This window comes from Actinomadura harenae (assembly GCF_003696215.1).
Taxonomy (GTDB): Bacteria; Actinomycetota; Actinomycetes; order Streptosporangiales; family Streptosporangiaceae; genus Spirillospora; species Spirillospora harenae.
Genome location: NZ_RFFG01000170.1, coordinates 1 through 12,087 on the forward strand (window position 1 = coordinate 1; position 12,087 = coordinate 12,087).

The window sequence follows — 12,087 nt, forward strand, 5'->3', positions numbered from 1 at the left end:
GGCCCCGGCGCTCCGCTGAGCGGGGACGGCCGGGGCGGCCACGGGGGCCGCCGCGTCCGTCCGCCGCCGGGCGCGGAACGACAGGAAGGCGAGTCCGGCGGCGCGCAGGACGCACACGGCGACCAGGGCGAAGAACAGCCCGAACACCACGTGGAAGGTGACCAGGACGCCGTACGCGACAGCCGTGGCCAGGCCGAACAGCATCTGGTTGCGCGGCCTGGTCGGGGTCGTCCCCGGGTCGGTGATCATGTAGTTGGTGAACAGCACGAACGCCACGCCGGTCACCGGAAGCAGCGCGCTGAGGATCGCGGTGTCGGTCAGGAACGCGCGCAGCACGGCCTGGAGCAGGAACCCGCCCACCCATCCGGCGATCAGCGGCATCTTCCGGGTGAGCATCGCGTTCAGCATCGTCCCCGAGGCCAGGATCAGCGCCGGGACGACCCAGTCCAGCGGCCCGCCGATCCACTCGGTGAACTGGTAGGGCGGGGCGATCCCGACCCACGGGAACAGCAGCAGCACGGTGGCGATGCCGAGGTTCGACGGGTTCAGCACGTGCCGGACCCGTCCGTTCACCCGCACCCTGACCAGGTACTTCGAGGTGATCCCGATGGTCACCGCGAACACGACGGGGCCGAGCCTGCTGTTGGCGTACAGCAGCATCGCGCAGGCGAGCGCGGTGATGTGCGCGGGAAGCAGGAACTCGGCCAGCGCGCGCGGCCCGCCCGCGTACTTGCGCGGGCGGCGGGTGGCCCACGCGTCCAGGGTCTCCAGGCCGATCTCCAGCACGTACGCCGTGGCCAGCGCGACGACCGGCGTCGCGTACGCCTGCTCGAAGCCGAGGACGGTGTGCCCGAGGATGGTGAAGACCGAGATCGAGAGCGCGAACCGGCGCAGCGCGACGACGCGCGGGTCCTTGGCGGGCCGGGGGACCTTCGCCGCGGTGGTGGTGCCGCCGGTCGTGGTGGAGCTGGTCGTGGAACTCACGATCCCGCCTCCCGGATCGAGCCGTCAGAGGTCAGCAGTACGGTGTGCCAGCCCGGCGCGAGCCGGGCCTCGCCGTCGTGGAGCCTGCCGCAGGCGTCCCGCCAGGAGAGCCGCACCGGGACGTTCGCGGTGCCGGCGTCCAGGCCGAACAGCAGCTCGGGCGCGGACACGCCCGCATGGCCGTTGGCCGGGTAGACCTGCCCCGTCCGGACGCCGCGGGTGCCGCCGAGCAACCGCGCGGACGCGCCGATCGCGGGCGTCACCGGCCCCTTCGCCGGGGCCTTCGACGCGCGGTTGTTCGACGCGCGGGCGTTCGCCGGGGCGGCGCAGCCGCCCGCCGGGCGGACGAGCCGCAGCCCGAGGTAGGGCGACCGGTTCGCACGGACGTTCCGGTAGTAGAACGACTGCCGCCACTGGTTGGCGACGGCGTAGTCCAGCCGTCCGTCGTGCTGGACGTCGGCGAGCGCGATGCCGCGCGAGACGCTGCTGTCGTCGACGCCGAGGCGCCCCGACACGTCCACGTACCGGCCGCCGGGCAGCCGCGCGTAGAACGGGTCGTGGTCGTGGCCGGAGACGTCGTCGCGCCCGGGTTTGAAGTCGGGCCAGGCGCCGGGACGGTTCAGCAGGTCGTCGTTGGTCATCGCCAGCTCCTGGAGCTGCGGCCAGCGGTTCACCCTGCCCTTGACGAACCCGGTGGCCTGGACGATCTCGGTGCGGCCGTCCCCGGCGAAGTCGCCCATCTTGACGTCCCAGGCCCAGCCGGAGCGCGACAGCCCGAGCGACTCGCTGTGGTCGTCGTAGCGGACGGTCCCGCCCTGGAACATCTTCCGGTTCTGGCTCAGCCAGGCGAAGTTGCTCTCCAGCAGGCCGTACTCCTCGGTGATGTTGCTGACGAAGATGTCCGGGATCCCGTCGCCGTTCAGGTCGCCGAACGCGACGCCCATGCCCTTGAAGGAGTCCTGGCCGAGGACCTTCGACTTCGGCGTGGTGAAGTGCCGGACGCCCTTGACCTCCCGGAACCTCGGGTGGCCCGGGGTGGACTCGTTGCGCAGCAGGTGGTCGGGGCCGAAGTCGTTGGCGAGGTAGAGGTCCGGGAGGCCGTCGCCGTCGATGTCCTGGACGCCGGTCGCGAGCGTCCAGCCCTTGGACGTCCGGTCGGGCAGCGGGCTCGGCGGCTCGGTGAAGGTCGCGGACGGCCGCGCGCCGCCCTGACCGGCCTTCCACAGCAGGATGTGCTTGCGTCCGCCGTTGTAGGCCGCCGACATGGACCGTTGCATGACCAGCTGGCTCTGCCGCGCGTGCGGGTCGAGGACGCGCGCGCCGTCCGGGAAGTAGTTGGCGATGATGAGGTCGGGGTGGCCGTCGCCGTCGACGTCCGCCACGGAGACGGCGTTGGTGTTCCACGTCTGGCGCGGCGTCACGAGCTCCTGCGGGACGAACGCGCCGGGTTTCCCGAGCGGCACGGGCGTCCGCATGAACAGGATGGGCGAGCGTCCCCAGTAGTAGACGAGGACGTCGGTCAGGCCGTCCTCGTTGTAGTCGCCGGGGGTGCAGCCCATCGGCGCCATCGTCGCGTCGTACGGCAGCGGGTCGGGCTTGAGCCGGATGGTCGGCATCCGCCCGCCGGAGCCGGGGACGGGTCCGAGCGTCACCGAGTCGTCGCGCGGGTCGACGACGCACGCGTCGGCCGGACGCCCCGCGCCCTCGATGTCGGCGAGCGCGACGGCCGCGCCGACCGAGGAGATCCACTGGTCGATGTGCCGGTAGGCGGGCGCGACCTGCCGGACCTGGCGGGGCGTCCCGGCGCCGTTCAGCGGGACGCGCTGGAACGCGAAACTCCGCGCGAGCCGGACCGCGTCGGCGTCCGACGTGCCGGGCAGGCTCGCGACGAACCAGCCCCCCACCAGCAGCAGGACCGAGCACACCTGCACCAGGCGGGAGCGCAGGAAACGGGTGGTCAGGATGCCGCTCACCGCTCCGCCCCGCCGTCCGCGCGCCGCCACTCGCGGCGGACCAGGGCCCGCCAGTACTGGTAGTCCGCGAGGGTGTCGCCGTGGCCGGCGGCCTCGTCGTGCGCCACGTCCGTCCACTTCGCGGCGGTGGCCGGGGACGCCGAGCACAGCGTCTCGACCGCCTCGCGGCAGCCCCCGGGGACCTCGCCCGACAGCACGCGCGCCTTCGCGGCGAACGCCGCGCCCTGCGCGAGGTCGGCCCGGTGGCCCTCCGCGGCCCGCAGCAGCGAGGCCAGGACGTCCGGGGTCCGCGCGCCGGTGTAGGCGGCGGCCAGCCCGATCCCCGCCCACAGGTCCCCGCGGCGGTGCGTGGGGAACCCGGTGACGACGCGTCCGATGACGTCCGGGTCGGCGCAGGCGTGGAACCACAGCGCGCGGCCGACGCCCTGGTCCCGGACGGACGAGGACGGCCCGCGCGCGGCGCGTTCGATCCTGTGCTCGTACAGCACCGGCCCGGGGCGGAAGTACGCCTGGTGGAAGCCCCACCCGTCCCACACGAGCCAGCGCGGCAGGCCGCGCGCGCCCGGGAGGCCGAGCCACGGCCGCAGCCGCAGCCGCGCGTACGCCCAGCCCGCGCCGACGTGCACGAGGTGGAAGTGGCGGCGGCCCGGCCCCTCGAGCAGCCCCGCGAGGCGGCGGCCGCGGGTGCCGGTCAGGACGTCCAGGAGCGTGCGGCTCATCGCCGCGCCCTCGTGCGCGAACCCGGCCAGCCCGGCGGGGACGCCGGCCGGTCCGAGCGGCCCGAGCGGGCCGCGGCCGGTCGCGAGGCCGGTGTTGTACCCGGCGGCGAAGGCGCCGACCACCGCGTCGAGCCGTTCCCGGACGTCCGCATCACCGGCCGCATGACCACTCTTGTCGAGCTGGATAGATCGGACGTCAAGGGCCAATGGGCGGAAAAGGAATGGGGTCCGCTGGGCAGGGACGGACGTGACCAAGTCAACCTCCTCGGCAGAACACCCACAGGACTAACAAAATCTAAAGTGAAGCGTCAAGGAGGGGGAGGTTTTGCTGTCCAGATGCGGCCATAATGCAGACGTCGCCGCAGGTCAACAAATATCTCCAGCTTGCCTACAGATTTTACATGAATTAGATCGGGCGATATTCGATTCGACCGGTCGGAAAATGGCACCGGCCGTCCCCGTAATCCCGATTCCGGGCGTCCCTATCACATATCCCGGTGGGACGTCTCACGGATTTACGAGCAGCCCCTCCAAGGCGTAGGGAGCCGCTTCCAGCTGGAAGTCCATGGCGGGATGGTCACGACGCACCGTGCCCTCGACGGCCAGCAGCGACAGCATCGGGAACGCGAACTCCGGCTCGGCGTACAGCCCGTGCCGCCGCTGCAGATCGAACAGCCGCAGGCAGAACGCGGGCAGCCGGAACTCCCCCGCGGTCGCGCCCGCGTTCCGGGCGACGAGCTCCGCCACCTCCCGCCGGAACGCCGCGGCGTCCCGCGCGCGGCCCGCGCCGCGCACGGAGGCCAGCAGCGCGTCCGCGCAGACGTCGCCGTCCCCGCGGACCATGCCGCCGAAGAACTCGGCGAAGCCGCGCCGCGCCCCGGCGCCGAACCGCCGCACCAGGCCCGCGTCCAGCAGCACGACCCTCCCGTCCGGGAGGAAGTAGACGTTGCCGTGGTGCAGGTCGACATGGACGAGGCCGTCGACGAACAGCAGCCGGAAGACCGCGCGGACCAGCGTCGTCGCCCTCGCCCTGCGCTCCTCCGGCGGCAGGCGGCCGGGCGTCCGCCGGTCCAGCCCGGGGACGAACTCCATCGCGATCACCTCGTCGTCGCACCACTCCGGCAGCGGCGCGGGCACGAGCACGTCCGGTTCGCCGGCGAGGGCGTCCCGGAGCCGCGCGAGGTTCGCGGCCTCGGCCCGGAAGTCGAGCTGCGCGAGCAGCAGGCCGCCGAGCTCGTCCAGGATCTCCGCCAGCGGGACGCGCCGCAGCCCCGGCAGCCGCGCCGCGGGCCGGGCCGCGCGGCGCAGCAGGGCCAGGTCACCGGCGATCTCCGCCGCCACACCCGGACGCTTCACCTTCAACGCGACCGGCTCGGACCGGGACACGCCCACACCGTCCCCGGGCGGGCCGCTCTCAGGCGGGCTCCCCGGACCGTCCTCAGGCGGACCACCCGGACCGTCCTCAGGCGGCCAGGCCCGGTACACCACGGCGACCGAACCGCCCGCGACCGGACGGGCCGTCCAGTCGCGGAAGCGTTCGGGGAGCGGCGGCGCGGCGTCGATCCGGACGTCGTCGTGCAGCCTTCCGAGGGCGGTCGCGAAGGGCTCCCCGACCAGGTCGACCCGGGTGGCGAGCAGCTGCCCGACCTTCACGAACGCGCCGCCGAGCCGCTCCAGCAGTCCCGCGACCTCGTCGGCGACCCGCGCCGCGCGCGGCCTCCCGCCCGGTACCAGCGCCGCGAGCGCGATCCTCGGCACGGCCGGAACGCAGACCAGGACGACCCGCACGCACCGCCGCACCGGGAACCGTTCGCGCGCGCTACCGGACGTCCCGTCCCGGGAACCCATGGCCCGGCGCCCGTCAGCGGGCCGGGGCCAGGGCGGGGATGCGGCCGCCGACCGCGTCCCACAGCGCGCGCGGCTCCTCGTCGAACACCCCCTCGGGGATCTCCACCGGATCCCCCAGGCGGCGGAACTCCGTGGCGGCCCCGGCGTCCGGGCGGCGGACCCCGATGCGCGCGGGCAGCTCGGGCGGCCCCGGCTCCAGCACCTGCCAGCGCCGCTCGGGCACGCCGCGCCGGTCGACCGAGCGGGCGACGACCGTCCCGCTGACCGGGTCGACCGCCTCGGTCACCGTCAGCCCCGGCATCGAGGCCGGGCCGAGGTAGCAGCGCGCCTCCGCGCCGGGCCAGCCGCTCCACGACACGTCGGCCTCCCGGTCCTCCGGGACGTCGCCGAGCGCGGGATGCCGCCACGCCATCAGGTCGAGGTAGCCGACCTGGGTGAGCGGCAGGCAGCCGAAGACGTGCCGCTCGACGATCCGCACCGCGCGGCGCATGGTCGGCACGTACGTCCACACCTGGCAGTCGCCGCCGGCCCGGTCCTCGCTGATGGTCAGGTACGTCCCGGCCAGCTGCTCCGGCTCCAGGACGTACAGGCAGGTCAGCGCGGTGTCCCCGGTGAACCTGCGCGCCACCAGGTAGCGCAGCGGACGGCGGCCCAGGGCGGACTCGACACCGAACGCGAACGCGGTGAGCGGACCGGCCGTGAGGAACGGCCGCTCCGGCACCGGCGCGGGCCCCCCTGAGGCTCCGCTCGCCGGCCTCCGGGACAGCCCGGCCGCACCCGCAACTTCCGGCATCGCGCACCTCATCCGTGCTCGGTGTGGGGCCCGAGGAGGGCACCGAGGTCGCCGCGGGCCGGGACCTCCCGGTCAGGTGGCCGGGATCCGCCCGAACGGCGCACAAGGGGATATCGTTCGTGCCCGTCCAGGGGATCACTTGAGTTAGATGTAGTCAAGACAGAAGGCCCTGCCCGCCAGGCGAGTCCGATGGGACGCGCGGGCCGGGACAGGGCCGGGTGGAGCGGGCGGACCAGGGTCAGCCGACGAGGCCGAGCAGGCGGGAGCAGCGCAGGGTGGCGTCGGCGTCGCCGTCCATCACGAGGCGGTGGGTGAGGGTGGCCTCCAGCGGGGTCAGCCGCCCGGAGCCGATCTCGACGAAGGTGCGCGCGTCGGTCGTGACGACCAGCGCGGGGTCGAGCGCGGACTTGCCGTGCCGGACGCTCACCTCGCCGTCGGCGACCTCGACGTGGAAGACCTCGTCGTCGATGCGGAACTCGTAGCGCTCGTCCTGGCCGGCGGCGGACGAGTCGATCATCGCCTCGACCGCGAGCGCGCCCCAGCGGGGACGCACGACGTCCTCGGCGTCCGGGGCGCCGAGGAGGCCGAGGCCCCAGCGGGCCAGCGCGAGCACCGGCTCGCGCAGCGCCTCGCCCTGCGCGGTGAGCTCGTACATCTTGACCTTGGAGCCGGGCTTGGCGCGCTGCCGGACGAGCCCGGTGTCGACCAGGAAGCGCAGCCGCTCGGCGAGCAGGTTGGTGCCGATGCCGGGCAGGTTCGCCTGGAGCTCGTTGTAGCGGCACGGCCCGGTGAGCAGCTCGCGGACGATCAGCAGCGTCCAGCGCTCGCCGACCACGTCGAGGGCGCCGGCGAGCCCGCAGTACTGACCGTAGTTGCGCCGTTGCTGCTTCATGACCGAACCTCCGCGTTCCACTTCACAACTATATCCCGAATGGAAGCGCGGACGCAGGCGCGTCCTCCCGGCCCGGCGGCTCCGGCCGGGCCGGACCGAGGGGGCCTCTGCGCCGATGGGAAGGCGGGGATGGAGGTTTCGCGTCGCCTCCCTGGATAACTCCCGGGGGTCAGGATCGTCAACCTCGGAGTTCGCATGAGCTTTATGTAAATATAGTGACCCGGCGTGCGTACCGGAGGTGGCCATGACCCTGGACCCGGTGTTCACCGACGTCCCTCCCCCGGCGGCCGCGGCGGCCGCCCTCGACCGGGCGGCGGCGCTCGGCGCGCGGCACGCGTCGGTGCGGGTCGAGCGCCGCCGTTCCGGGCTGGCGCTGCTGAGGGACGGGCGTCCGGCGGGCGTGTCCGACGAGGTGGGCACGGCCGTGGGGGTGTCGGTCGTGTGGGAGGGGTTCCGGGGGTTCGCGGGCGTCGCGGGGCCGTCCCGGGAGAACGCGGTGCTGGCGGCCGAGCGCGCCGTCGCGGTGGCGCGGGCCTGCCGCGCGGCCGGCGGCGAACGCGTCGATCCCGTCGATGAGCCCGTGCACCCGGACGCGGAGTGGACGTCCGGGCACCGCGTCGATCCGTTCGCCGTCCCGCGCGGCGACTGGACGGAGCGGCTTGCCGCCTGGAGCCGGGACCTGCTGGCCGCCTCGCACGTCGTGCACGTCCACGCCAAGCTCAAGGTCGCGGACGAGACCACGTTCTACGCCGACCTCGCGGGGACGGTGACGCTCCAGCGCCGGCTGCGCGTCCATCCGCAGCTCCTGGCCGTCGGGGTGGACGAGCGGACCGGCGCGGTCGCGACCCTGCGCACGCTCGGCCCGCCGACCGCGCGCGGCCTGGAGTACCTGGAGGGCGAGGGCTGGGACTGGGCGGGCGAGGTCGCCCTGATGCCCGTCCACCTGACCGCGAAGCTGTCCGCGCCGCCGGTCGAGCCGGGACGGTACGACCTGGTGGTCGACCCGTCCAACCTGTGGCTGACGCTCCACGAGACGGTCGGCCACGCGACCGAGCTCGACCGGGCGCTCGGCCACGAGGCGGGCTACGCGGGGACGACGTTCGCCTCACCCGCGTCGCTCGGGCGGCTGCGGTACGGCTCGGAGCTGATGAACGTGACCGCCGACCGCACCACCCCGCACGCGCTCGCGACGACCGGGTTCGACCACGAGGGCGTCGCGGCCACGTCGTGGGACCTGGTCACCGAGGGCGTCCTGACCGGCTTCCAGACCGACCGGGCGACCGCGCGCGCCGTCGGCGCGGACCGCTCGACCGGCTGCGCGTACGCCGAGTCGGGGCTGCGGGCGCCGCTGGCGCGGATGCCGAACGTGTCGCTGCGTCCCGCGCCGAACGGGCCGACGGCGGCCGAGCTCATCGCGGGCGTGTCCCATGGACTGCTGGTGGTCGGCTCGGACGGCTGGACGATCGACGGGCGGCGGCGGAACTTCCGGTTCACCGCGCAGCGCTGCCACCTGATCCGGAACGGGCGGCTCGCCGGGCAGGTCCGGGACGCCGCCTACCAGGGCGAGACCACCGAGTTCTGGCGGTCGCTGCGGGCGCTGGGCGGCCCGGCGGACTTCCACGTGTACGGGGCCGACCTGTGCGGCAAGGGGCAGCCCGTCCAGGCGTCGGCGGCCAGCCACGGCGCGCCGCCCGCCGTGTTCGCCGGGGTCGAGGTCGTCAACGCCGCGCAGGAGGCCGGAGCATGACCACCGCCGAGAACACCGACGAGAACACCGCCCGGGACACCGGCGAAGGGACCTCCTGGGACGTCGCGGAGCGGGCGCTGAAGGCGAGCCGCGCCGACGGCTGCGTCGTGATCGTGGACGAGGAGGACGCCGCGCAGTCGCGCTGGGCGGCGAACGCGGTGACCACGGCGGGTCTCGTCCGCGACCACCGGGTGACGGTCGTCGCGTTCGCCGCGGGGCGCCGGGGCACGGCCACCGCCGCCATGACCCGCCACGGGGATCCGGCCGGGGACGTCGCGCGGCTCGTCGCGGACGCCGAGCGCGCGGCCCTCGAGTCCCCGGCGTCCCCCGACACGATGCCGCTGCTCACTCCGGCCGAGGCCGGGTCCCAGGCGCCGGAGACCCCTCGCGCGCAGGACGGCGCGGAGTGGCTCACCGAGTTCGGCGGCGGCCTGAGGTCCGCCTTCGCGCGGGCGCGCGAGGACGGGCACCTGCTCTTCGGCTATGCCGAGCAGGTCGTCCGGACCACGTATCTGGCGACGTCGACAGGGGTCAGGCTGCGGCATCGGCAGCGTGAGGGGCTGATCGACCTCACCACACGGGACGCCAAGGACGAGCTGGCCTCCGCGTGGAGCGGGGTGCCGTTGCCGAGCACCGGGCCGTACGACGCGGGGGCGGCCCTAGCGGGCCTGCGCGAGGACCTCGCCCGGCGGCTCCGGTGGGCGGAGCGGCGCGTCGACCTCCCGGAGGGCGAGATCGAGGTGCTGCTCTCGCCGTCCTGCGTGGCCGACCTGCTCCTGCACGTCTACCAGGCGATGGACGCGCGCGACGCCGCCGAGGGCGCCTCGCCCTTCGCCGCCCCGGACGGCACGCCGAGGTTCGGTGAGCGCGTCACCGCGCCCGGCCTCACGCTGCGCGGCGACCCGGCGTTCCCGGGGCTGGAGTGCGCGCCGTTCGCGCTGGTCCGCGCGCCCGGCGGCGACATGTCGGTGTTCGACAACGGGCTTCCGCTGCGTCCGACCCGGTGGCTGGACGACGGGGTGCTCACCGCGCTCGCCGGGACGCGGCACTCGGCGACGGCGCGCGGGCTGCCGCCGACGCCCCGGATCGGCAACCTCGTCCTGGACGGTCCGGAGAACGGCCCGGGTCTCGACGCGATGGTGGCGGACACGCGGCGCGGCCTGCTGGTGAACAGCCTCTGGTACCTGCGCCCGACCGATCCGCGGACGCTCGCGCTGACCGGCTCCACCCGCGACGGCGTCTACCTGATCGAGCGCGGCGAGGTCGTCGGGGCCGTCGACGACTTCAGATTCAGCGAGCGGATCGTCCAGATGCTGGGACGGGTCACCGAGATCGGGCGGAGCGCGCCCGCGCTGGCCCGGGAGTGGGACGACGGGCTCTCCCGCACGTCCGTCCCGCCGCTCCGGGTCACGGACGTCGCCGTCCGTGCCACTAGATAATTTTAAAGTGAAATTGTAGAGTGCGGAATCAGTCGTGACCGTGTCCCGAGGGAGGCGTCTCGTGGAGGACAAGGGAACCGAGTCGGCGATCGTGGCGATGGCGCGCCGGCGCACCGAGGGCGAGACCGGGGCGTCCGCGCCGGCGCCGGGCGGCCCCCGGGAATGGGCGGACCGGGTTCCGTCCGGGCCGCTGGACGACCCCGCCGTCCACGCGGCACTGCGGAGACTGTTCCCGCTCACCCCCGACCTCGTCCACCTGAACGTCGGGACGCTCGGCTCCACCCCGCACCCCGTGCTGGACATGCTGCGCGCCGCCGACACCGAGTACGCCCGCTACCCGCGCGACCCCTACCCTCCGACCACGCTCACCGAGCCGCGCGCGACGCTGGCCCGCTGCTACGGCTGCGACCCGGACGAGATCGCGATCGTGCAGGGCGCGACCGACGGCAACGCGCGCATCCTCAACGGCCTCGACCTGGCCGAGGGCGACGAGGTCGTCACGACCACGCACGAGTGCTACACGATGCAGGCGCCGCTGAACCTGCTGCGCAACCGGCGCGGCATCAAGGTCACCAAGCTCACGCCGAGGCTCGGCCCGGACCAGTCCGCCGAGGAGATCGTGGAGATGTTCGCCGCCGCGATCACCCCGCGCACCAAGGTTCTGGAGTGGGCGGCGGTCACCTTCACCGTCGGCACGACGATGCCGACGCGGATGCTCGCCGAGCTCGCGCACGAGCACGGGATCACCACGGTCGTGGACGGCGCGCACCTGCCCGGCCAGTTCGACATGAGCCTGCGCGAGCTGGGCGTCGACTTCGTCAGCGGGTCCGGCGCCAAGTACCAGTGCGGGCCGATGGGCACCGGGATCCTGTACGCGCGCAACAAGGTGCTGCCCGAGTACAACCCGCTGCCGCTGCCCGGCTTCTGGCCGGTGATCTCGCTCTGGTACCCGATCGAGGGCGAGCTGCCGCCCCGCGCCACCGGACGCGAGCCGACCTACGACATCGGCACGTTCCTCCAGAAGACCGGGTCGGCGGACCTGTCGCGCGGCCCGGCCCTCCAGACCGCGGCGGAGATCTGGGAGCACATCGGCCGCGCCGAGATCCAGCGGTACGTCCACGGGCTGTGCGACCACCTCAAGGAGCGGATCGCGGCGCACTGGGGCGAGGAGTCGTTCTTCAGCCCGCTGCACGACCGGCGGCTGCACTCGGGGATGGTCGCGTTCCAGCCGTTCCGCGACCCCGCGCACGCCGTCGACCCGCGCCGGTTCATGGAGTTCGAGGAACGGATGGAGACCGAGCACGGGATCAACCTGCGCTTCACGTTCTTCCCCGTCCGGGACGCCGACTCCGAACGGTACGCGATCCGGCTGGCGCCGCACCTGTACAACGACCGCGACGAGCTCGACCGCACGGTCGACGCGATGATCAAGCTGACCGACGAGATGGAGCGCCGGTGACCGGCGCTCCCTCCGGGGCGTCCGGTGCGGGCGTCCCAGGGACGGCGCCGGTTGTGGACGGCTACCTGGAGCTCGGGCTGCGGCTCGGGCGGCTCGTGGACGGGTTCGTCGACTGCTGGTTCGGCGATCCCGGCCTGGCCGCGCGGGTCGCGTCCGAGCCCGCCCCGGTGCCGGGCGAGCTCGCCGCGGACGCCGCCCGGCTGCTGCGCGCGCTGCCGGACTCGGGGCTGCCC

Annotated in this window: 10 protein-coding genes; 4 read left to right on the plus strand and 6 right to left on the minus strand. The window is 74.1% G+C overall.

Annotated elements, in window-relative coordinates:
• The 6 genes from EBO15_RS40900 to EBO15_RS40925 form a co-directional block, all read right to left on the minus strand.
• On the minus strand, positions 1-984 hold a 984-nt coding region (locus tag EBO15_RS40900; RefSeq protein WP_122199828.1), incomplete at its 3' end, for an enediyne biosynthesis protein UnbU.
• Positions 981-2,957, minus strand: coding sequence for an FG-GAP repeat domain-containing protein (locus EBO15_RS40905; protein ID WP_122199836.1), 1,977 nt, complete (start codon positions 2,955-2,957; stop codon positions 981-983). The genes EBO15_RS40900 and EBO15_RS40905, both read right to left, overlap by 4 nt.
• Positions 2,954-3,883, minus strand: coding sequence for a DUF1702 family protein (locus EBO15_RS40910; protein ID WP_158628495.1), 930 nt, complete (start codon positions 3,881-3,883; stop codon positions 2,954-2,956). The genes EBO15_RS40905 and EBO15_RS40910 overlap by 4 nt, the downstream gene beginning before the upstream one ends.
• A 300-nt stretch (positions 3,884-4,183) precedes the next feature.
• Entirely contained in the window at positions 4,184-5,524 is a 1,341-nt protein-coding gene (locus tag EBO15_RS40915; RefSeq protein ID WP_122199830.1) for an ABC1 kinase family protein, read from the minus strand.
• 13 nt (positions 5,525-5,537) lie between these two features.
• Positions 5,538-6,245 (minus strand): LolA-like protein, encoded by a 708-nt coding sequence (locus tag EBO15_RS40920; protein ID WP_122199831.1) that lies wholly within the window; start codon positions 6,243-6,245, stop codon positions 5,538-5,540.
• Between the two features lie 310 nt (positions 6,246-6,555).
• A complete protein-coding gene (locus tag EBO15_RS40925; protein ID WP_122199832.1) occupies positions 6,556-7,209 on the minus strand; it encodes a winged helix-turn-helix transcriptional regulator in 654 nt (217 codons plus the stop codon).
• A 244-nt stretch (positions 7,210-7,453) separates the two neighbouring features.
• Between EBO15_RS40925 and EBO15_RS40930 the strand changes: the two genes are divergently transcribed.
• The 4 genes from EBO15_RS40930 to EBO15_RS40945 form a co-directional block, all read left to right on the plus strand.
• Entirely contained in the window at positions 7,454-8,956 is a 1,503-nt protein-coding gene (locus tag EBO15_RS40930; protein ID WP_122199833.1) for a TldD/PmbA family protein, read from the plus strand.
• Positions 8,953-10,395 (plus strand): metallopeptidase TldD-related protein, encoded by a 1,443-nt coding sequence (locus EBO15_RS40935; RefSeq protein WP_122199834.1) that lies wholly within the window; start codon positions 8,953-8,955, stop codon positions 10,393-10,395. The genes EBO15_RS40930 and EBO15_RS40935 overlap by 4 nt, the downstream gene beginning before the upstream one ends.
• A 61-nt stretch (positions 10,396-10,456) precedes the next feature.
• Positions 10,457-11,854: an aminotransferase class V-fold PLP-dependent enzyme gene (locus tag EBO15_RS40940; RefSeq protein ID WP_122199835.1), complete on the plus strand. Its 1,398-nt coding sequence runs from the start codon at positions 10,457-10,459 to the stop codon at positions 11,852-11,854.
• Positions 11,851-12,087: hypothetical protein (locus EBO15_RS40945; protein ID WP_233616819.1), on the plus strand; the 237-nt coding region annotated here is incomplete at its 3' end. The genes EBO15_RS40940 and EBO15_RS40945, both read left to right, overlap by 4 nt.